Below are 20632 nucleotides of genomic sequence, written 5' to 3'. Positions count from 1 at the left end.
GCTTGCGACGGTGAAGCGCAACGGCGGGAAAGCGAGACGCGCTGCTGATGCCCGCGTGACGTTTGCTCGTTGCGCCCGAAGCCACAACATTGGTAGCCAGGCTGCGGTGCGGCGCGCGTGCGGATTCCGGTTGCTTCGGCAAACGAGTCGCGCGCGGCCCGTCAGCCATGAAACGGAGGCCGTGGGGCATTCGCGGCGTCGTCAGCGGCATTGCGGGCATCGTCGCGTGCGGCAGCAGCTTCAGCGCGTGCCGCTCGCTCCGATGGGCTCAGCACTTCGCCCGTCGTGGCATGCAAATGGGCGGAAGGCGCCGGGTTGACCGACGGTGCTTCGGACGCCGCGGGCACCACAGGCGCCACGCCAGGCCTTGCAACCGGATCAACTCCACGCCCGATAACAGGCTCAACCACCGGCTCCGCGTGATACACCGGAAACCCCGCCGTAGCCGGCACAACCGGTTCACGGCGATTCGCCTCGAGGTTCGCTGCGTTATTGGCGGCGTCTTTTGCCGCCTGCTTTTCGGCGCGCTCAGCGGCAACGGCCTCAGCGACGCGCAGCTTCTCGCGCCGCCGCACCGCGCCCGACAAACGCACGCCGCCAAGACCGAGCACCAGCAGCACGACACCGGTCAGCACCGCGACGATCTGCCCGAATGCGCTCAGCGACGGCGTATGCAGCCCGAGCAGCCACACCAGCATGAGCACGCCGGTCAGCCAGTTCACATGGCCGACCACGCGTGCCACCGACGAAGTCAGCGCCCCGTCGATCGACGCATGCAACGCCAGCCAGGCGAGCCCGATGAGCGCCAAGCCAAACGCCTGGCCGACCAGAGCCGGCTGCGTCTGCACCAACAGCAGCGCGTTGTACAACGACGTCCAGGGCGTCAGCAGGAACAGCAAGCCGAACGCGAGCAGCAACAGCGCATCGACAATCAGTACAGCGCGCAGCAATGGCTTCATTGGCGTTTAGTCCACGTGGTAGTTGGGCGCTTCCTTGGTGATCTGAACGTCGTGCACGTGCGACTCGCGCAAACCCGCGCCCGTGATCTGCACGAACTCGGCCTTCTCGTTCATCTCGGCAATCGTGCGGCAGCCGCAGTAGCCCATGCTCGCACGCACGCCGCCGATCAACTGGAACAGGATCGCGTTCACGGAACCCTTATAAGCGACGCGGCCTTCGATGCCTTCCGGCACCAGCTTGTCGATATTCGCCGAGTTGTCCTGGAAGTAGCGGTCCGCGGCGCCGTCCTTCATTGCGCCGACCGAGCCCATGCCGCGGTACGACTTGTACTGGCGGCCTTGATAGAGGAACACGTCGCCCGGCGCTTCTTCCGTGCCGGCGAACATGCTGCCCATCATCACGGCGTTCGCGCCCGCTGCCAGCGCCTTGCTGACGTCGCCCGAGAAACGCACGCCGCCGTCTGCGATGACCGGCACACCCGTGCCCTTCAGCGCTTCCGACACGTTCGCGATTGCCGTGACCTGCGGCACGCCGACACCGGCGACGATTCGCGTCGTGCAGATCGAGCCCGGGCCGATGCCGACCTTCACACCGTCCGCGCCGTACTCGACGAGCGCCTTGGCCGCCGCCGCGGTGGCGATGTTGCCGCCGATCACCTCGACGTGCGGGAAGTTCTGCTTGACCCAGCGCACGCGCTCCAGCACGCCCTTGCTGTGGCCATGCGCGGTGTCGACGACGATCACGTCCACGCCCGCCTGCACCAGCAGTTCGACACGCTCTTCGTTGTCCGCGCCGACGCCGACGGCCGCGCCCGCGCGCAGCTTGCCGTGCTCGTCCTTACAGGCGTCCGGGTGTTCGGTCTGCTTGGTGATGTCTTTCACCGTCATCAGGCCGCGCAGCTCGAATGCGTCGTTGATGACCAGCACGCGCTCGAGGCGGTGGCTGTGCATCAGCGCCTTCGCCTCGGCGAGCGACGTGCCTTCCTTGACGGTCACGAGGCGCTCGCGCGGCGTCATGATGCTGCGCACCGGCTCGTCCAGACGCTCCTCGAAACGCAGGTCGCGGTTAGTCACGATTCCGATCAGCTGCGAGCCTTCCACCACCGGAAAGCCCGAAATGCCATGCTGCTGCGACAGCGCGATGACGTCGCGCACCTTCATTTGCGGCGGTACCGTGATCGGATCGCGCACCACGCCTGACTCGAACCGCTTGACCTTGGCCACTTCACGCGCCTGTTCGGCAGCCGTGAGGTTCTTGTGGATGATGCCGACGCCGCCCATTTGCGCCATCGCAATGGCGAGACGGGCTTCGGTGACGGTGTCCATGGCGGCGGACACGAGCGGCATATTCAGGGAGATGTTGCGGGTCAGCCGGGTCTTGAGGCTGGTGTCGCGCGGCAGAACATCGGAGAAGGCCGGGACGAGGAGCACGTCATCGAACGTGAGTGCTGTTTGGATCAGACGCATGGCAAATCCTATAGGCGCAAAAGCGAATTATACGCGATACCTCCCCGCTTTTCACTGCGCGAACAGCAGCTTAGCGAATTTCGGGCGCATTTTTTCGTGGCTTTTACACCCTTGATTTCGCTTCGCCGTTCGCCTCGGGTTCGATCGCGTTTCGTTTGCTCGGGCCCGAATGCAGAATCAAACAAGACGCCTCTCGCGCCGGCCGGCTACGCTTGCGACCATTCCAGTTTTCTCGCAGGAGCAGTCGATGCAGCGCGGTGTCGCCTATGGAGTCATGGCCGGAGCCCTATGGGGCATGGTGTTTCTGGTCCCGCGCGTGCTGCCGGATTTTTCGCCGCTGTTGCTGTCGGCCGGCCGCTACACGATGTACGGCGTGGTCGCGCTCGCAGCGGCGTTGCCCACGGCGCGTTCGCTGCTGAAGCGCCTGACTCGCGAAGACCTCGTCGCGCTCGTCAAGCTCGCGCTGGGCGGCAATCTCCTGTACTACCTGCTGCTGACGGCGGCGGTGCACCTCGTCGGCATCGCGCCGGCGTCGCTGATCGTCGGCGTATTGCCGGTGACGGTCACGCTGATGGGCCGAGGCGACCGCGGCGCGGTGCCGCTCGCGCGCCTCGCGTGGCCGCTTGCGGTCGTGATGGCGGGCATCGTCTGCATCAATATCGACGTCTTCACGGCCGCCGACGGCACGCCCGCCGGCGTCCTGACGAAGCTGCTCGGCCTTGCCTGTGCGGTCGGCGCGCTCGGCTGCTGGACGTGGTTCGCGGTCGAGAACACCCGCTACCTGCAACGGCACACGCATTTCAGCGGCAACGAGTGGTCCGTGCTGTGGGGCGTCGTGACAGGCGCGCTCGGCGCCGCGCTGTGGCTCGCGATCGCCGCGCTGCCGCCGGGCGGCCCGCAGGGCGAACTCGCGCAAAGCCGCTGGCACAGCTTCTGGGCGCTCAATCTGGTTCTCGCGATCGGCGCGTCGTGGCTTGGCAACGGCCTGTGGAATGCGGCGTCGAAGCGGCTGCCGTTGACGCTATCCGGTCAGATGATCGTGTTTGAAACGCTGTTCGCGCTGCTCTACGCGTTCATTTACGACGAGCGCCTGCCGCGGCCGCTGGAACTCGCCGCAATTCTGTTGCTTGTGGCGGGCGTGTGCTGGTCGGTGCGTCAGCACGCGGACGACGATTCCGGCGGCACTGCGCCGGTCGAAGAAAAGGCTCAGGGTTCGGCGCCCTAGCACGCACGGTCCACGGGCCGCCCCGCATTGCAGCCCGCACCGAGCAACCTACCCGCCTAACGCGAATCCTTGTTCTGCCAGCGACGTCCTTCGATCGAGCCCGCCTTGCGGGTCTTCTCGACGCGGCGTTGGCGCGACACCTTCGGGTCCACGAGCAGCGGCCGGTAGATCTCGACGCGGTCGTGATCGGCGAGCACGGTGTCGAGCGGCTTGAGCTTGCCGAATACGCCGACCTTTTGCGTCCCGAGATCGATCTGAGGAAAACGCTGAAGAATGCCGCTTGCCTCGATAGCCTGTGCGAGCGTGGCGCCCGCCGGCAATTGCACGTCGACGAGCGCCTGTTCGTTCGCGAGCGCATAACAGACCTGGACGGACAGACGCTCGCTCATGCCTTGCCGTAGCGCTGGTCCGCGCGCTTCACGAAAGATTCGACGAATGTATTGGCGATGTGATTGAACACCGGCCCAATGATCTTTTCGAGGATGATGTTGGTGAACTCGTAGTGCAGCGCGAACTCGATCTTGCAGGCGTCCGCGCGCAGCGGCGTGAAGCGCCAGAAGCCGGTGAACTTGCGAAACGGCCCGTCGGCGAATTCCATGTCGATGCGGGTGGGCCGCTCCATGCTGTTGCGCGTCGCAAAGTGCTGCTTGATGCCCTTGAAATTGATGTCGATCTTCGCCTCCATGCTGGTATCGTCCCGATGACGGACCTCGACGCCTCCGCACCAGGGCAGGAAGTTCGGGTAATCGGCGACGTCGGTGACGAGGTCGAACATCTGTTCCGCCGAATGGCGGATCAACACGGTTTTCTGGACATCTGCCATAAATTGAACAGCACGTGGCAAGGGTGGACGGGCGCGGCGGGCTTTCCTTGCCCCGCTTTGCTAAAATCGTGATTTTAAACGAGTTGGGCACTTTCCATTCATGAGCATTATCGACAACAGAAAAGCGTTCTACGACTACTCGGTCGAAGAACGTTACGAAGCAGGGCTCGTGCTCGAAGGATGGGAGGTCAAGGCGCTGCGCGCCGGGCGCGGCCAGATCAAGGAAGGTTACGTCGTGATCAAGAACGGCGAGTTGTTCCTGATCGGCACGCACATCAGCCCGCTGCCCGAAGCCTCGACCCACATCAACCCCGACCCTGTGCGCACGCGCAAGCTCCTTTTGCACAGCGAAGAAATCAGCAAGCTGATCGGCAAGGTGGAACAGCGCGGCTACACGCTCGTGCCGCTGAATTTTCACTACAAGGGCGGCCGCGTCAAATGCGAGATCGGCCTCGCCAAGGGCAAGAAGATGCACGACAAGCGCGAAACCGAGAAAAAGCGCGATTGGGAGCGCGAAAAGGCGCGTTTGATGCGCTCGCCGACCTGAGTCTTGCGCGGGCGTTTGCCGCGACGCTGCCAGAGCAGTGTTTGCCGAGCACGATGAAAATGGCCCGCTTGCTGCGGGCCATTTTTTTACCAGCGTTGGCGCAACGGCGCCTAATCCAAAACCAACCGGGCGCTCAGCGCGCCTCCGCCACCCCGCTCTTGCCCTTGTTCACGATGGTCAGCGCCGAAGCGATCATCGAACTCATATCCGCGAGATTGCCAGGCACGATCAGCGTGGTGCCCTGCTTCGCCAGATTGCCGAACGCGTTCACGTATTGCTCGGCGACCTTCAGGTTTACCGCCTCCATGCCGCCATGCGACTGAATCGCAGCAGCAATCTTCTGGATGGCTTGCGAATTGGCCTCGGCAACCGCAAGAATCGCCGCGGCCTGCCCTTGCGCCTGGTTGATCGCCGCCTGCCGCTCGCCTTCCGATTTCTGGATTGCCGCCTCGCGCCCGCCGGACGCGATGTTGATCTGCTCCTGCTTGCGCCCTTCCGAAGCTGCAATCAACGCGCGCTTTTCGCGCTCGGCGGTAATTTGCGCCTGCATCGCGTGAAGGATTTCCTTCGGCGGTGTCAGATCTTTGATCTCGTAGCGTAGGACTTTGACGCCCCAGTTCGCCGCGGCTTCATCGAGTGACGAGACGATGCTGTGATTGATGAAGTCACGCTCCTCGAAAGTCTTGTCGAGTTCGAGCTTGCCGATCACCGAGCGCAGCGTGGTCTGCGACAACTGCGTGATCGCGAACACAAAGTTGCTCGATCCATACGACGCCTTCATCGGATCGGTCACCTGGAAATACAGCACGCCGTCCACCTGCAACTGCGTGTTGTCGCGCGTGATGCAGACCTGGCTCGGCACTTCGAGCGGAATTTCCTTGAGAATGTGCTTGTACGCGATCCGGTCGACGAAAGGAAACGCGAAGCTCAGGCCCGGCGTGAGCGTGCGGTGATAGCGGCCGAGCCGCTCCAGCACCCACGCATGCTGCTGCGGCACGATCTTGATGGTCTGCGCCGCCAGCACGATCACAATGACGAGCAGCACCGCCCCGATAATGGTGGAATCCATTTACGCCCTCCAATCTTTAGTTGGTTTGATTAATTAGTTCGGTTAACTAGTTCGGTTGACTGGTTTGGATTAAACAAGTCAGCGCATTTCCGACGCTTACCGCGTATCGACATGATGCGTCGCGGGCCGCTTCGCCGCGACCACAAGACAACTGCCGTGCAGTTCGATGATTTCGTAGGTTTGGGCGTCTTCGGGCTCGCCGGGCGCGAGCTCCGCGTCCCATTGCGCGCCACGATAGCTGACCCGCGCGCGACGCTCGTGCCACGCGGGCACGCTGAGCGTCTGCCCGATGTCGAGATTGACGTCCGGATTCGCGGACGCTTCCTTGCGCGTCCTGCGGCCAAAGCGCGAACGCTTGAGCACAAACACGGCCGCCAGCGCGACGACCGCGGCAACGGCGAACTGCACGTCGGCGGCGGCGCCCGCAATATGCGCGATAGCCGCCGCGACGCAACCGAGGGCGATCATCAGCAGATAGAACGTGCCGCTGAGCAATTCCAGCACGACCAGCACGCCCGCCCCGACCCACCAGAACAATCCCCCTGGCGCCACGTCGACCTCCACAAAGCAAAACACCCCGGATCTACCGGGGTGTTTATAGCACGAAGCGCGGACAAATTACCGGCATTCAGGACGCGCTTCACTGCGCCGCTGACGCGCGTTTGACGCGCCGTTGATATGCCGCACTCTTCGTTATGCGTGCCGCTTAGGACGCGGCACGCCGCACGCTTACTTCGTCGACGATTTCGCCAGTTGCTGCCACGTCTCGATGATCGTGTCAGGGTTCAGCGAGATCGACTTGATGCCTTCATCCGTCAGCCATTGCGCGAAATCCGGATGATCCGACGGACCCTGACCGCAGATGCCGACGTACTTGTCCAGACGCAGACACGTTTCAATTGCGCGCTTCAACATGAACTTGACCGCCGGATCGCGTTCGTCGAAATCGACCGCCAGCAGTTCCATGCCGGAGTCGCGGTCGAGGCCGAGCGTGAGCTGCGTCAGGTCGTTCGAACCGATCGAGAAGCCGTCGAAATATTGCAGGAACTCTTCGGCGAGAATCGCGTTCGACGGCACTTCGCACATCATGATGAGACGCAGCCCTTTCTCGCCGCGCTTCAGGCCGAACTTCTCCAGCAAGCCGACCACGCGCTCCGCCTGCTTCAGCGTACGCACGAACGGCACCATGATCTCGACGTTGTCGAGGCCCATCTCTTCGCGCACCTTCTTCAGCGCGACGCATTCCATCTGGAACGCTTCGGCGAAGTCTTCGGCGATGTAGCGCGACGCGCCGCGGAAGCCCAGCATCGGATTCTCTTCGTCCGGCTCGTAGCGCGAACCGCCGATCAGCTTCTTGTACTCGTTCGACTTGAAGTCCGACAGACGCACGATCACGGGCTTCGGATAGAAAGCCGCGGCGATCGTCGCGATACCTTCGGTCAGCTTGTCGACGTAGAACGCGCGCGGCGATGCGTGACCGCGAGCGACGCTTTCGACAGCCTTCTTCAGGTCCTGGTCGATGTTCGGGTACTCGAGAATCGCCTTCGGATGAACGCCGATGTTGTTGTTGATGATGAACTCGAGACGCGCGAGACCCACGCCCGCATTCGGCAGTTGCGAGAAGTCGAAAGCCAGTTGCGGGTTGCCGACGTTCATCATGATCTTCACCGGAATGGGCGGCAGTTCGCCGCGCTGCACTTCGGTGATTTCCGTTTCGAGCAGGCCGTCGTAGATCTTGCCTTCGTCGCCTTCCGCGCACGAAACCGTGACGAGCGCGCCATCCTTCAGCACGTCGGTCGCGTCGCCGCAGCCGACCACGGCCGGCACGCCCAGCTCACGCGCGATGATTGCCGCGTGGCACGTGCGGCCGCCACGATTCGTGACGATTGCGGACGCGCGCTTCATGACCGGCTCCCAGTTCGGGTCGGTCATGTCGGCGACCAGCACGTCGCCCGGCTGCACACGGTCCATTTCCGACGGATCGTGAATCACGCGCACCGGACCCGCGCCGATCTTCTGGCCGATCGCGCGGCCGGTAGCCAGAACGTTCGATTGACCTTTCAGCTTGAAGCGCTGCTCGGCCTTGCCCGTCGCCTGGCTCTTCACCGTTTCGGGACGCGCCTGCAAGATAAAGATCTTGCCGTCGCGGCCGTCCTTGCCCCACTCGATGTCCATCGGACGCTGGTAGTGCTTTTCGATGATGACCGCGTATTTCGCGAGTTCGATCACGTCTTCGTCGGTGATCGAGAAGCGGTTGCGCTGCTCGTGCGTCACGTCGACGGTCTTCACGCGGCCTTCTTCACCGGCCTTCGTGAACTCCATCTTGATGAGCTTCGAGCCGATCGAGCGGCGGATGATCGGATACTTGCCTTGCGCGAGCGTGGTCTTGTAGACGTAGAACTCGTCCGGATTCACCGCGCCTTGCACGACCGTTTCGCCGAGACCGTAGCTCGACGTGATGAACACCGCGTCCTTGAAGCCCGATTCCGTGTCGAGCGTGAACATCACGCCGGCCGCGCCGACGTCCGAGCGCACCATGCGCTGCACGCCCGCCGACAACGCGACTTCAGCATGCGTGAAGCCCTTGTGGACGCGATAGGAAATAGCGCGGTCGTTGTAGAGCGACGCGAACACGTGCTTCATGCGATCGAGCACGTCTTCGATACCGACCACGTTGAGGTAGCTTTCCTGCTGACCCGCGAACGATGCGTCCGGCAAGTCTTCCGCCGTTGCCGACGAGCGCACGGCAAACGACAGCTCTTCAGGCGAGCTGTTTTGAAGCGTGTCGAAGCCCGCGCGAATGTCGGCTTCGAGTTGCGGCTGCATGGGAGCGTCGACGATCCATTGACGGATCTCCTTGCCCGCTTCGGCAAGCGCCTTCACGTCGTCGACGTCGAGCGTCTCGAGACGTTGGGCGATGCGTTCCGTCAGGTTGTTGTGATGCAGGAAGTCACGGAAAGCCAGTGCCGTCGTGGCGAAACCGGTCGGCACGCGCACGCCGGCTTCGGCGAGCTGACTGATCATCTCGCCTAGCGACGCGTTCTTGCCGCCGACAATCTCCACATCGGTCATCCGCAACTGCTCGAACGGAACTACATACGCCTTATCCTTTGCGACGGTAACTGCGTTAGTCATACAAGCCCCTAAGTGTGAAAGAAATTCACGGCTGTGCAAGTGGGCTCGAACGCGAGACGCTCATTGGAAGCGTGAGCTCGCGTCTTGCACAACCTGTTGGAGAAGCAATCGCTTGTGGCGTGCGGGGTTGGAGCTTGCGCTCCACCTTCCGCACGAAGAAGGCGAATCGACGCATTTAGCGCCCGATCAATCGCGATCCGCCCGCTTTAGCACCAGATAACATCGCGTTGAACGACCGTTCGCAGCGAGTTAGACGCCAATCGCCTGCAATTGCTTATCCAACAGGTTGCCGCTATTCTACCGTGCCGACTCTCGAAATGTGACTGTCGGACGAGAATTGCGCCTCGAATCGCGCCAGGCTGCCCGCAGGGCTCTTCCAATGCATGAAGAGAGCCTCCGGCCAGTCCTGGCGTAGTAGCGGTGCCCACGGCGCGCTGTTTCGACGCCGCTGCACGAGCGGTCAGCCACCGCGCAGCGAAGTCGCTCCAGCAATGTTCCATTCGAGCGCTTTTTGCCGCTCACGTTCCCTGCCCCACTGATGCCGCCCACCGTATTCATCGTCTCCGACGGTACCGGGATCACTGCCGAAACCTTCGCGCATTCGATCCTCTCCCAGTTCGACCAGAAATTTCGCCTGGTCCGCGTGCCTTTTGTCGACTCGACAGAAAAGGCCTACGCCACGCTCGAAAAAATCAATGAAGCGGTCCAGCAGGACGGTCGCCGTCCGATCGTCTTCACCACGCTCGTGGACAGCGCATCGAATCAGATCGTCAAAGGTTCGAACGCGCTCGTGCTCGACATGTTCCAGACCTTCGTCGAGCCGCTCGAACAGGAACTGGAGCTGAAGTCGAGCCACGCGATGGGGCGCGGACACCAGAACGCGGACACCGAGGAGTACAAGAACCGCATCGAGGCGATCAACTTCTCGCTCGCGCACGACGACGGCCAGTCGAACCGCAATCTCGCCGACGCGGACGTGATCCTCGTCGGCGTATCGCGCAGCGGCAAGACGCCGACGAGCCTCTACCTCGCGATGCAGTACGGCGTGAAAGCGGCGAACTATCCGCTGATTCCGGAAGATTTCGAGCGCGGCAAGCTGCCTACGCCGCTATTGGCGCATCGGCAGAAGATGTTTGGCTTGTCGATCGATCCGCAACGGCTTTCGGAGATTCGCAACGAGCGCCGGCCTGGCAGCAAATACGCTGCGCCGGAAAATTGCCGTTACGAGATCAACGAAGCCGAGGCGATGATGCGTCGCGAAGGGATCAAGTGGCTGTCGTCGACGCACAAGTCGATCGAAGAAATCGCGACCACGATCCTGCAGGAAATCAAGCTGGATCGGCCGTCGTATTGAGCGAGCCTTCGCTCGTTTATGCGCGGCTCGCGCGCTGCTGTCTGCATTGCTCGAACACGCAGACAGCCGCGGCCGCCGCGACGTTCAGCGATTCCATGCCGCCCGGCTGCGGAATCGTCACGCGCAACGTGACCGCGTCGCGCCATGCTTGCGACACGCCGGCGCCTTCATTGCCGAATACCCACGCCAGTTCCGCGCTCAAATCGCAATCGTAGATCGCTTCGGCGCCGTGCGAATCCGTGATGACGACCGGCACCGCGAGGCGCTCGATCAAGGTCTGCGCTTCGACGTCTTCGTGGATCTGCAGCAGGAAGTGCGCGCCCATGCCCGAGCGCAATACTTTCGACGACCAAGCGTATGCCGTGCCCGGCGCGCAGAACACCTGCTGAATGCCGGCCGCGGCCGCACTGCGCAAGATGGAGCCGACGTTGCCCGCGTCCTGCACGCCGTCGAGCACGATGCAGGTTTGCGCGACCGTGTCGGGCAGCGGCGTGTCGAGCTTCTCCACGAGCAGCAGCATGCCGACGCCGTGCACGACATTCGACAGTTGTCCGAACAGCGCGTCCGGCAACGTCACGATGCGTTGCTCGTCGATACGCGAAACGATCGCCTGAGCTTCGTCGTGACGCAGCGCGCCCTCGGTGACGATGCACATTTCCGGCTGCCCCGCGACGTCGAGATACGCGCTCGCGAGATGAAAACCTTCGAGCAGCGCATGACCGCTGCGACGCTGTTGATGCGTCGATCCGGCAAGCGCCTTCAGGCGTTTATAGAGCGGATTGTCCCGCGAGGTGATGGCTTTCACAGGCAGCGAAGACGGTGAGAAATGAGGAAAAGGATGAGCGCGTGGTTGATCGCAGGCGGTGCGGCTAGGTGCTGGTTACGGCGACGGCAGCATTGACGGGCGATTGTGCCACGTTAGCTGTGGCGTCTTATGCTCACGCGCCGCTGCGTTCGCCGAACGCGTCGCTGTCGAGCAGCGCATCGTCCAGCACGCCGTCCGCGAGCATTTCCGGCACGGCGATAATCTCGCCCGCCGGCAGCGGCACGCCGGTGCCGAATCGCAGATGCGCTTCGCGCACGGGTGCGAACGAGCGCCGGTGATGCTCGCACGGCCCATGTTCACGCAAGGCCGCCAGATGCTGCGGCGTGCCGTAGCCGGCATGCGCGTTAAAGCCGTACACGGGATGAGTCTGGTGCAATTCGAGCAGCATCCGGTCGCGCGTCACCTTCGCGAGAATCGACGCCGCCGAAATGCTTTTGACCAGTGCGTCGCCGCCGATCACCGCTTCGCTGCGAACGCTCAGCATCGGGCAGCGGTTGCCGTCCACCTTCACGAGCGTCGGCGTGACGGACAGCCCTTCTACCGCGCGCTTCATGGCCAGCATGGTGGCATGCAGAATGTTCAGCGTATCGATTTCCTCGACCGTTGCCGAGGCGATGCAGTAAGCGAGCGCACGGTCGACGATCTTCTCGTACAGTTCGTCGCGCTTTTTCGCGGTAAGCACTTTCGAATCGTCGAGGCCGCGAATCATCGGCTTCGACGGATCGAAAATCACAGCAGCAGCGACGACCGGCCCGGCCAGCGGCCCGCGCCCGGCTTCGTCGACGCCGCAGACGATGTCGTCCGCCGTCTCGAAGTTCAGGCCGACCTGCCGAGTCGCCGCGCTGGCGACGGCCGCGGTCTTGCGGCGTGGCGAGCGGGCAGCGGCGTGCGCAGCGGCGCGCTCGTTAGTGCGCTTGGTGCGTTCGTCGCTCACGGCCGCGCCCTGCGCTTCTCAACGACACTCGCGACCACTTCCGCCGCACGCTGCGCGGTGTTCTGCTTCAGCACGTGATGCATCTCCGTGAAGATTTCCGTCAGCGTGCGCCGGTTGGCTTCATCGCGCAACTGTTTCAGCGTGGCTTCGGCGAGCGCCTGCGGCGTCGCGAAGTGCTGCAGGATTTCCGGCACCACGAAGCGGCCCGCCAGAATGTTCGGCAAGCCGACGTACGGCAGATAACCCTGCCGGCGCATGATCTGACCCGTCAGCCAAGGCACCTTGTACGAGATGACCATTGGCTTTTTCAGGAGCGCGGCCTCGAGCGTGACCGTGCCGCTTTTAACGAGGATCGCGTCGGCAGCGGTCATGGCGAGTTGCGACTGGCCGTCCGTAATGGTCAGCGCGAGACCGGGGTGCGAATCGACCAGCGGGCGCAGCATCTCGCGCAACGCCGGCGTCGCCGCGGGCATCACGAAGCGCAGACCGGGCTCCTGGTGCTGCATCATTTCCATCGCGGCGAAAAACGTCGGCCCGATCAGATCGATCTCCGAGCGGCGGCTGCCCGGCAGCACCGCGATGACCGGACCGCTTTCCGCGAGACCGAGCGTGCGGCGCGCGCCGAGCGTGTCCGGCTCAAGCGGAATTTCGTCGGCGAGAGGATGACCCACGTACGATGCCGCGACGCCCGCCTTTTCGAGCAGCGCCGTTTCGAACGGGAACACGCACAGCATATGGTCGACCGCCTTGGCGATCTTCTTGATGCGCCCGCCGCGCCACGCCCAGATGGACGGGCACACGAAGTGAACGGTCGGGATGCCGGCCTCGCGCAGCGGATGCTCGAGCCCGAAGTTGAAATCGGGCGCGTCGACGCCGACGAACACCGAGGGCGGCTCGGCCAGCAGTTGACGCTTCAGGTCGGTGCGGATGCGCAGAATCTCGGGGATATGCCGCAGCGCTTCGACATAGCCGCGCACGGACAGCTTTTCCATCGGCCAATGAGCGTCGAAACCGGTGGCGACCATGCGCGGACCGCCGATCCCGTAATAATGCGTGGCGGCAGGCAGGCGGCTCGCAAGGCCGTCCAGCAGCGACGACGCCAGCAGGTCGCCGGACGGCTCGCCGGCCACCATCGCGATGCGCAGCGGACTGGGTTGCAATGCCATCGCTTAGCGGATGATGCCGCGCTGCGACGCTTCGACGAATGCGAGCAGCGTCCCAACCGGGCCGTCGCCGTCGCCGCCGGCGGATGCAAGCTCACGCAGTTGCGCCTTGGCTTCCTCGAGCGACAGGCTGTTCTTGTACAACAGACGGTACGCCGAGCGCAGCGCCGAGATGGCGTCCGGCGAGAACCCGCGGCGGCGCAGACCTTCGACGTTGATGCCGTGCGGCTCCGCCTTGTTGCCGGCCGCGATCACGAACGGCGGAATGTCCTGCACGAGCGCCGATGCGCCGCCCAGCATGGAATGCGCGCCGATGCGCACGAACTGATGCACGCCCGACATGCCGCCGACAATCGCGTGGTCGCCGATCGTCACATGGCCCGCCATCTGCGCGTTGCTCGACAGAATGACGTTGTTGCCGACATGGCAGTCATGGCCGATGTGCACGTACGCCATGATCCAGTTGTCGTCGCCGAGCGTGGTCACGCCCGCGTCCTGCACAGTGCCGGTGTGGATCGTGGTGAATTCGCGGATCGTGTTGCGGTTGCCGATCTCGAGCCGCGTCGGCTCGTCTTTGTACTTCATGTCCTGCGGACGGCCGCCGACCGATGCGTAGTGGCCGATGCGGTTGTCTTCGCCGATCGTGGTGTGACCTTCGATCACACTGTGCGAGCCGACCGTGGTCCGCGCGCCGATCCTGACATGCGCGCCGATCACGGCATACGGTCCGACTTCAACGGATTCGTCGAGTTGTGCGCCCGGTTCGACGATCGCAGTGGGATGAATCCTGCTCATGCGTCCTCGCTTCTGATTCTGTTGCGTTGTCTGGATGGGCTGCGGCGAGCCGGCTGCGCTGCATGAGGCGCCGGCTGGCCGAAGCTCGAGTCAGGTGCCCTTGATTCAGGCGTCCTTGTCCGTGTGACGCACCGCGCACATCAGGTCGGCTTCAGCCGCCACCACGCCGTCCACCTCGGCCCGCGCCTTGAACTTCCAGATGCCGCGCATATGCCGTTCGAACGTGCAGTTCAGGATGAGCTGATCGCCCGGCTCGACGACACGCTTGAAGCGCGCGTTGTCGATACCGACAAACAGATACAGCGTGTTCGACGGATCGCTCGGCTCTTCCGAGAACGTCAGCAGCGCCGCCGTTTGCGCAAGCGCTTCGAGGATCAGTACGCCAGGCATGACCGGACGCGTCGGGAAATGCCCCTGGAAATACGGCTCGTTGATCGACACGTTCTTCAACGCTTTGATGCTCTTGTGCGGCTCGAGTTCGAGCACCCGGTCGACCAGCAGGATCGGGTAACGATGGGGCAGCAGCGTGAGAATCTTATGGATGTCGAGATTGATTTTTTCGGTGCTCATGGTGTTTCTGCTCACGCATTGACTGCGCGATGATGACTGCGGATGCTGGTGCAGGTGGGTTGTCAACGCGTTGTTAGCGCGTGATGAGCGCATGCTGCCGGCGCTCGCCGTGAACCGGTTGCCGTGCCACCGCGGGTCACGGCAACCCTCTTCGCTTCCTGATATTCGCCCGCCATTTTACGCGGAGTCGGCGGGCCGTCCGGAAAACTAGCTTTTCTCGCTCCGTGCATGACCTGCCGCGCCGGATGCCGCGCTCGCCGGCTTGCTGTCCTGCTGATCCGCGGCGGCGTTTTCCAGTGCCTTGATGCGGTCGCGAAGCTTGTCGATATTGCGCAGCAAGGCCGCGCTCTTGTTCCAGTCGGCGTGATTCACGGCCGGGAACGCGCTGGTGTACATGCCGGGCTTGAGCAGCGACTTGGACACGCCGGACTTCGCGGTCACGATCACGTGATCGGCCAGCGTCACATGCCCGGCAATGCCGACCGCGCCGCCGATCATGCAGTGACGGCCGATGGTCGTGCTGCCCGCAATGCCCGCGCAACCGGCAATGACCGTGTACGCGCCGACTTTGCAGTTGTGCCCGATCTGCACGAGGTTGTCGATTTTCACGCACTCCTCGATGATCGTATCGGCCATTGCGCCGCGGTCGATCGTGGTGTTCGCACCGATTTCGACGTCCGCCGCGATCGACACGCCGCCCACCTGCGGAATCTTCACCCAGCTACCGGTGCGCGCGTCGCCTTCGCCGACGAAATCCGGCGCGAAGCCGAAGCCGTCCGAACCGATGACCGCGCCCGCGTGCACGATCACGCGCTCGGCGAGCTTGCAGCCGTGATACACGGTGACATTCGGATAGAGATGCGAGCCAGCGCCGATGCGCGTGCCGCGGCCAATGGCCACGTTCGCGTCGAGCCGCACATTTTCGCCGATGACCGCGCCCGCTTCCACCGTGACATGCGGCCCGATCACCGCGCTTGCGGCGATCTGCGCGGACGGATCGATCGTCGCGCTCGGATGAATGCCGGGCGCGACCTTCGGCGTGGCGAGGTCGATGAAGGTTTGCGCGACGCGCGCGAAGTAAGCGTACGGGTTCGGTGTGACGATGAAATTACGCCCGCTGCCCGATGCGAGCTTCGCGAGGTCGTCCGCATTGATCAGCACCGCGCCCGCGCGGGTTGTTTCGACTTGCGACAGGTACTTCGGGTTGGCGAGGAACGCCAGCTGGTCCGGGCCTGCCTGGTCGAGCGGCGCCAGACTGCCGACGCGCTGCGAACCGTCTCCCACTACTTCACCGCCGAACCGCTGGACGATGTCCTCGAGCGTAAAAGCCATGCCTATCGTGTCTCCTGCTGATCAGTACAACTTGTCGGTGCGCGCTGTCAGTGCGCGCTGTCGGCGCTCTGCTACCGCCTTCAGTTGCCTGAAGCCGCGAGAGCCTTGAGCACCTGATCCGTAATATCGATGCGCGGGCTCACATACACCGCTTCCTGCACGATCAGGTCATAGTGCTGCGCCTCGGCGATCTGCTTGATCACCTTGTTCGCGCGATCCAGCACCGCTGCCAGTTCTTCATTGCGGCGCTGATTCAGGTCTTCGCGGAACTCGCGTTGCTTGCGCTGGAAGTCGGTGTCGAGTTGCGACAGATCGCGCTGCTTTTGCGCACGGTCCGTGGACGACATCGACGCGCCGTTCTTGTCGAGCGAATCGGACATCGACTTGAGCTTCTGCGCCATGTCCGCGAGGTCCTTGTCGCGCTTGGCGAACTCGGCCTCGAGCTTGACCTGGGCCGCCTTCGCCGCCGCCGATTCCCGCAGAATCCGGTCCGAATTCACCGCGGCGATCCTGGCTTCCTGAGCGTGCGCCACTCCGACGCCCAGCGTCATTGCCAGCGCCAGCGCGCAAGCCACACGTTTCGAAAACATACCGGTTAGCAAAGTGATCCTCTCGATACTGTTGTTTGGCGAGCCGTCCGCAACGCGGATCAGAACGCCGTCCCGATCTGGAACTGGAACTTCTGATACTGGTCGCCCGTATGCTTCGTGAGCGGGAAGCCCAGGCTCAGCTTGAGCGGCCCGATCGGCGAAATCCATGCGAGACCGACACCGTAGCCGTAACGCAGACCGTTCGCGCCGTTCGAATTGGCCGCAGCGCTCGCGTCCGCCCAGACGTTACCGGCGTCGAGGAACGTGAACACGCGCAAGGTGCGATCATAGCCGGTGCCCGGCAGCGGGAATGTCAATTCGATGTTGCCGACGAGCAGCTTCGAGCCGCCGATCGGATCGCCCGTCGTCTTGTCGCGCGGACCGAGCGAGCTCGGCTCGTAGCCACGGACCGAACCGATACCGCCCGCGTAGTAGTTCTTGAAAATCGGGTATGGCTTGCCGCCCGTGCCCTTGCCGTAGCCGCCCTGGAAGTTGAAGCCCAGCACGAAGCCGCGCGCAAACGAGTAATAGTACTGTGCGTTGATGTCGGCCTTGTAATACTGCGTGCTGCCGATCGGCGTGCCGTATTCGGCGTTCGCCTGCGCGAAGTAGCCGCGGCTCGGCACGAGCGCGCTGTCGCGCGCGTCGCGCGACCAGCCCACCGTGACCGGCACGTTGTTCGACACGCGGCCGAAGTCGTCGACGTATTGCTTGTACGATGCCGGCGTGTTCGCGTCGACGTCGAGCTTGTTCTGCTCCAGACCCGCGCCGAAGTACACCGTATCGACTTCCGAGAACGGGATGCCGAACTTCAGGTCGCCGCCCATCGTGACGATCTTGAAGCTCGAATCGGTCGAGTAATACAGCGGCTGATACGTGCGGTAGTAGACGTCGGTAATACGCTTGATGCCGTCCACCGTGAAGTACGGGTCGACCTGCGTGACGGTCAACGTGCGATACGTCTTCGCGGTGTTGACGTTCACCGCGAGGCTCGTGCCCGAACCGAACACGTTGTCTTGCGAGACGCCTGCGGACAGCACCACCTTGTCCGTCGACGAGAAGCCCGCGCCCAGCGTAATGGCGCCGGTCGGTTTTTCGGCGACCTTCACGTCCACGTCCACCTGGTCGGGCGTGCCTTCCACGGGGATCGTGGTCACGTCGACGTCGGTAAAGTAGCCAAGACGGTTGATACGGTCTTTCGACAACGCGAGGCGGTTCGAGTCGAACCACGAGCTTTCGAGCTGGCGCATTTCGCGGCGCACCACTTCGTCGCGCGTACGGGTGTTGCCCACCACGTTGATGCGGCGCACGTAGACCCGGCGGCTCGGGTCCACTTGCAGCGTCAGGTCCACCTTGTGATTCGACTGGTCGATCTGCGGCTGCGCGTTGACGGTCGCGAACGCGTAACCGTATTCGCCCAGCTTGTCGACGATTGCCTTGGTCGTGGATTGCAGCTTTTCGGCCGAGAAGCGGTCGCCCGGTTTGATCTTGATGAGCTTCGCGAGCTCCGGCTCGCGGTCGAGCAGATTGCCGGCCAGCTTGATGCTCGAGATGGTGTACGGCTCGCCTTCATGCAGCGTGACCGTCAGATACATGTCCTTCTTGTCCGGCGTGATCGACACCTGGGTCGACTCGATGTTGAACTCGAGATAGCCGCGGTTCAGGTAGTACGAGCGGATATTTTCGAGGTCGCCGGTGAGCTTGTCTTTCGCGTACAGGTCATTCTTCGTGTACCACGAGAACCAGTTCGGCGTGGACAACTGCATTTCGTCGCGCAGCGTGCCGGTGCTGAACGCCTTGTTGCCGATAAAGTTAATCTGGCGAATCTTGGCGCTCGGCCCTTCGGCCACCGAGAACAGCACCGAGACGCGATTGCGGTCGATCGGCGTGATGGTGGTCGTGACTTCGGCTGCATAGTAGCCGCGCGTCAGGTACTGGCGCTTCAGTTCCTGTTCCGCCTTATCGACGAGCGCCTTGTCGTAGTAACGGCCTTGCGACAAACCGACCGCGCGCAGCGCCTTGGTCAGGTTTTCCTTGTCGAATTCGTGAATGCCCGCGAAGTCGATCGTGCCGATGGCCGGACGCTCCAGCACCTGCACGATCACTACATTGCCTTCGGTCGCGATCTTGACGTCGTTGAAGAAACCCGTTGCGTACAGCGCGCGAATCGCTTCGGATGCCTTGTCGTCGTTGAACGTGTCGCCCTGCTTGATGGGCAGGTAGGCGAACACCGTACCGGGTTCGACGCGTTGCAATCCCTCGATCCGGATGTCTTGCACCACGAAGGGCGTGGTTGCGTGAGCAACCAGCCCATGCGCGGCGAATGCCGCGGCTATAACCGTCTTCGGAACAAAGCGATGAGGTTTAAACAACGTGCTTCCCCAGTGTGTATAGCTGCATCAGGTCGGACGGTCGCTATTGTGAGCGCCGCCGGACACTTTAAAAGTGGATTAAACGAGCGAGATCGTTGAACAGTGCAATCGCCGACAAAGCGACGATGCAGGCGAGACCCGCCCTCTGAAAAACGAGTTGCCAGCGATCGGAGACAACTTTACCGGTCACAGCTTCAACCAAATAATATAACAGATGACCCCCGTCCAATACCGGAATTGGTAGCAGGTTCAGTACACCGAGGCTAATACTGACGAGGGCGAGGAACGACAGGAATGCAGAAGGACCCAGACGTGCGCTCTTTCCTGCGTAATCGGCGATGGTCACCGGACCCGACAGATTCTTCAGCGATGCATCGCCAACGATCATGCGGCCGAACATCCGCACCGAGTAAACCGCGAGATCCCACGTGCGGCGCACGCCGAGCTGAAGGCTTTCGACCGGTCCATAACGCACGTTGATGGACGGCACCTGGGTCGCAAGCTCAGCGCCGATGCGACCGACCTGCTGCCCCGTTGCCGCGTCGCGCTGCGCTTGCGGAACGATCCTGATGTCTTCGAGCTTGCCCGCGCCCTGTGCTTCCGTTTGACCCGCGGCTGCGCGCTCCACTTGCAGCGTCAGCGCTTGGCCGGCGTGCGATTTTACATACGCGATGAAGGCTGTGGCGTTATCAGTCGCGACTCCGTTGATCGCGCGCAAGCGATCGCCCGGAAGAAGTCCCGCCTTTTGCGCGGCACTGCCCGGCTGCACGCCGGCAACCGTCAGCTTGCCGCCGCCGGGTTCGAAGCCGAGCCGCGACATGAAGTCGTCGTCGACGTCCTTTTCGGTGACACCGCGCAAATCGAGCTGGAAGTCGGACGGGCCGTTCGCGCCTTTTGCGATCAGCACGACGCGCTTGTGATCGAACGCCGCGCCGAGCAGCTTCCAGCGCAAGTCGGACCACGAGCGCACCGGCTCGGATTCGGCCGCGTTCTCCGCGCGCACCGCCACCACTGTTTCGCCGCCTTCGAAACCGGCGGCCGCAGCGGTCGTGTTGGGCGCGGGCGTGGCAAGGATCGCCGCCGGCTCGGTGACGCCGGTCGCGAACACGAGGCCGAACAGGACGATGGCAAGCAGGAAATTCGCGACCGGCCCGGCCGCGACGATTGCGATGCGGCGCCACACCGACTGCCGGTTAAACGCATGCGGCAGCGCTTCGGCGGGAATCGGCGCGCCGCCCGTCTCGCGCTCGTCGAGCATCTTCACGTAGCCGCCGAGCGGCAGCGCGGCGACCGTCCATTCGGTGCCGCTCTTCGGACTGACCCATTGGAACAGCGGCTTGCCGAAGCCAATCGAAAAGCGCAGCACCTTGACGCCGCACAGCCGCGCCACGCTGTAATGCCCATATTCGTGGACGACCACCAGCACGCCAATCGCGACCGCGAAGGCGAGCACTTCGATCAGCAGATTCAT

The 20632-nt window shown here is 63.1% G+C and carries 19 protein-coding genes; 3 read left to right on the top strand and 16 right to left on the bottom strand.

Going from position 1 to position 20632, the window contains the following annotated elements; translation table 11 throughout:
* Positions 1 to 161: 161 nt before the first annotated feature.
* Together BGRAMDRAFT_RS10490 and guaB are read right to left on the bottom strand one after the other, a co-directional pair.
* Positions 162 to 959: a hypothetical protein gene (locus BGRAMDRAFT_RS10490; protein WP_006048698.1), complete on the bottom strand. Its 798-nt coding sequence runs from the start codon at positions 957 to 959 to the stop codon at positions 162 to 164.
* 6 nt (positions 960 to 965) lie between these two features.
* Entirely contained in the window at positions 966 to 2426 is a 1461-nt protein-coding gene (gene guaB, locus BGRAMDRAFT_RS10485) for an IMP dehydrogenase (RefSeq protein WP_006048697.1), read from the bottom strand.
* A 247-nt stretch (positions 2427 to 2673) separates the two neighbouring features.
* Between guaB and BGRAMDRAFT_RS10480 the strand changes: the two genes are divergently transcribed.
* Entirely contained in the window at positions 2674 to 3651 is a 978-nt protein-coding gene (locus BGRAMDRAFT_RS10480; RefSeq protein ID WP_006048696.1) for a DMT family transporter, read from the top strand.
* A gap of 56 nt (positions 3652 to 3707) precedes the next feature.
* Here BGRAMDRAFT_RS10480 and BGRAMDRAFT_RS10475 read toward each other — a convergent pair whose 3' ends face one another.
* Positions 3708 to 4040 (bottom strand): RnfH family protein, encoded by a 333-nt coding sequence (locus BGRAMDRAFT_RS10475; RefSeq protein WP_006048695.1) that lies wholly within the window; start codon positions 4038 to 4040, stop codon positions 3708 to 3710.
* Positions 4037 to 4474 (bottom strand): type II toxin-antitoxin system RatA family toxin, encoded by a 438-nt coding sequence (locus BGRAMDRAFT_RS10470; protein WP_006048694.1) that lies wholly within the window; start codon positions 4472 to 4474, stop codon positions 4037 to 4039. Before BGRAMDRAFT_RS10470 ends, BGRAMDRAFT_RS10475 begins: the two co-directional genes overlap by 4 nt.
* Positions 4475 to 4574: 100 nt before the next feature.
* Between BGRAMDRAFT_RS10470 and smpB the strand changes: the two genes are divergently transcribed.
* Positions 4575 to 5021, top strand: a complete 447-nt coding sequence (smpB, locus tag BGRAMDRAFT_RS10465; protein ID WP_006048693.1) for an SsrA-binding protein SmpB — start codon at positions 4575 to 4577, stop codon at positions 5019 to 5021.
* Between the two features lie 133 nt (positions 5022 to 5154).
* Here the strand turns inward: smpB and BGRAMDRAFT_RS10460 are convergent, their stop codons facing one another.
* The 3 genes from BGRAMDRAFT_RS10460 to ppsA form a co-directional block, all read right to left on the bottom strand.
* Positions 5155 to 6090, bottom strand: a complete 936-nt coding sequence (locus BGRAMDRAFT_RS10460) for an SPFH domain-containing protein (protein ID WP_006048692.1) — start codon at positions 6088 to 6090, stop codon at positions 5155 to 5157.
* Positions 6091 to 6186: 96 nt separating this feature from the next.
* Positions 6187 to 6642: an NfeD family protein gene (locus BGRAMDRAFT_RS10455; protein WP_006048691.1), complete on the bottom strand. Its 456-nt coding sequence runs from the start codon at positions 6640 to 6642 to the stop codon at positions 6187 to 6189.
* A gap of 177 nt (positions 6643 to 6819) precedes the next feature.
* A complete protein-coding gene (gene ppsA, locus BGRAMDRAFT_RS10450; RefSeq protein WP_006048690.1) occupies positions 6820 to 9225 on the bottom strand; it encodes a phosphoenolpyruvate synthase in 2406 nt (801 codons plus the stop codon).
* A 538-nt stretch (positions 9226 to 9763) separates the two neighbouring features.
* On the opposite strand from ppsA, the gene ppsR reads away from it, so the two are divergent.
* Positions 9764 to 10579, top strand: a complete 816-nt coding sequence (gene ppsR, locus BGRAMDRAFT_RS10445) for a posphoenolpyruvate synthetase regulatory kinase/phosphorylase PpsR (RefSeq protein ID WP_006048688.1) — start codon at positions 9764 to 9766, stop codon at positions 10577 to 10579.
* A gap of 16 nt (positions 10580 to 10595) precedes the next feature.
* Here ppsR and BGRAMDRAFT_RS10440 read toward each other — a convergent pair whose 3' ends face one another.
* From BGRAMDRAFT_RS10440 to rseP, 9 genes are all read right to left on the bottom strand, one after another.
* A complete protein-coding gene (locus BGRAMDRAFT_RS10440; RefSeq protein WP_006048687.1) occupies positions 10596 to 11384 on the bottom strand; it encodes a TrmH family RNA methyltransferase in 789 nt (262 codons plus the stop codon).
* 133 nt (positions 11385 to 11517) lie between these two features.
* The gene (gene rnhB, locus BGRAMDRAFT_RS10435; RefSeq protein ID WP_006048686.1) at positions 11518 to 12339 is read right to left on the bottom strand and encodes a ribonuclease HII; all 822 of its coding nucleotides are present in this window, start codon (positions 12337 to 12339) and stop codon (positions 11518 to 11520) included.
* Positions 12336 to 13505: a lipid-A-disaccharide synthase gene (lpxB, locus tag BGRAMDRAFT_RS10430; RefSeq protein ID WP_006048685.1), complete on the bottom strand. Its 1170-nt coding sequence runs from the start codon at positions 13503 to 13505 to the stop codon at positions 12336 to 12338. The genes rnhB and lpxB overlap by 4 nt, the downstream gene beginning before the upstream one ends.
* A gap of 3 nt (positions 13506 to 13508) precedes the next feature.
* Positions 13509 to 14297, bottom strand: coding sequence for an acyl-ACP--UDP-N-acetylglucosamine O-acyltransferase (gene lpxA / locus BGRAMDRAFT_RS10425; protein WP_006048684.1), 789 nt, complete (start codon positions 14295 to 14297; stop codon positions 13509 to 13511).
* 105 nt (positions 14298 to 14402) lie between these two features.
* Positions 14403 to 14867 (bottom strand): 3-hydroxyacyl-ACP dehydratase FabZ, encoded by a 465-nt coding sequence (gene fabZ, locus BGRAMDRAFT_RS10420; protein ID WP_006048683.1) that lies wholly within the window; start codon positions 14865 to 14867, stop codon positions 14403 to 14405.
* Positions 14868 to 15074: 207 nt separating this feature from the next.
* Entirely contained in the window at positions 15075 to 16199 is a 1125-nt protein-coding gene (gene lpxD, locus BGRAMDRAFT_RS10415) for a UDP-3-O-(3-hydroxymyristoyl)glucosamine N-acyltransferase (RefSeq protein WP_006048682.1), read from the bottom strand.
* An 80-nt stretch (positions 16200 to 16279) separates the two neighbouring features.
* Positions 16280 to 16801: an OmpH/Skp family outer membrane protein gene (locus tag BGRAMDRAFT_RS10410; RefSeq protein ID WP_006048681.1), complete on the bottom strand. Its 522-nt coding sequence runs from the start codon at positions 16799 to 16801 to the stop codon at positions 16280 to 16282.
* Positions 16802 to 16848: 47 nt separating this feature from the next.
* Positions 16849 to 19161, bottom strand: coding sequence for an outer membrane protein assembly factor BamA (gene bamA / locus BGRAMDRAFT_RS10405; RefSeq protein WP_006048680.1), 2313 nt, complete (start codon positions 19159 to 19161; stop codon positions 16849 to 16851).
* Between the two features lie 67 nt (positions 19162 to 19228).
* Entirely contained in the window at positions 19229 to 20632 is a 1404-nt protein-coding gene (gene rseP, locus BGRAMDRAFT_RS10400) for an RIP metalloprotease RseP (RefSeq protein ID WP_006048679.1), read from the bottom strand.

It is taken from the genome of Paraburkholderia graminis C4D1M (assembly GCF_000172415.1).
Taxonomy (GTDB): domain Bacteria; phylum Pseudomonadota; class Gammaproteobacteria; order Burkholderiales; family Burkholderiaceae; genus Paraburkholderia; species Paraburkholderia graminis.
This window is presented reverse-complemented; position numbering and strand designations above follow the sequence as displayed.

Bases quoted from the DNA above. Each gene is read 5' to 3' on its own strand.
- BGRAMDRAFT_RS10490 (WP_006048698.1), bottom strand. From the start codon at position 959: ATGAAGCCATTGCTGCGCGCTGTACTGATTGTCGATGCGCTGTTGCTG.
- guaB (WP_006048697.1), bottom strand. From the start codon at position 2,426: ATGCGTCTGATCCAAACAGCACTCACGTTCGATGACGTGCTCCTCGTC.
- BGRAMDRAFT_RS10480 (WP_006048696.1), top strand. From the start codon at position 2,674: ATGCAGCGCGGTGTCGCCTATGGAGTCATGGCCGGAGCCCTATGGGGC.
- BGRAMDRAFT_RS10475 (WP_006048695.1), bottom strand. From the start codon at position 4,040: ATGAGCGAGCGTCTGTCCGTCCAGGTCTGTTATGCGCTCGCGAACGAA.
- BGRAMDRAFT_RS10470 (WP_006048694.1), bottom strand. From the start codon at position 4,474: ATGGCAGATGTCCAGAAAACCGTGTTGATCCGCCATTCGGCGGAACAG.
- smpB (WP_006048693.1), top strand. From the start codon at position 4,575: ATGAGCATTATCGACAACAGAAAAGCGTTCTACGACTACTCGGTCGAA.
- BGRAMDRAFT_RS10460 (WP_006048692.1), bottom strand. From the start codon at position 6,090: ATGGATTCCACCATTATCGGGGCGGTGCTGCTCGTCATTGTGATCGTG.
- ppsA (WP_006048690.1), bottom strand. From the start codon at position 9,225: ATGACTAACGCAGTTACCGTCGCAAAGGATAAGGCGTATGTAGTTCCG.
- ppsR (WP_006048688.1), top strand. From the start codon at position 9,764: ATGCCGCCCACCGTATTCATCGTCTCCGACGGTACCGGGATCACTGCC.
- lpxB (WP_006048685.1), bottom strand. From the start codon at position 13,505: ATGGCATTGCAACCCAGTCCGCTGCGCATCGCGATGGTGGCCGGCGAG.
- lpxA (WP_006048684.1), bottom strand. From the start codon at position 14,297: ATGAGCAGGATTCATCCCACTGCGATCGTCGAACCGGGCGCACAACTC.
- fabZ (WP_006048683.1), bottom strand. From the start codon at position 14,867: ATGAGCACCGAAAAAATCAATCTCGACATCCATAAGATTCTCACGCTG.
- lpxD (WP_006048682.1), bottom strand. From the start codon at position 16,199: ATGGCTTTTACGCTCGAGGACATCGTCCAGCGGTTCGGCGGTGAAGTA.
- rseP (WP_006048679.1), bottom strand. From the start codon at position 20,632: ATGAATCTGCTGATCGAAGTGCTCGCCTTCGCGGTCGCGATTGGCGTG.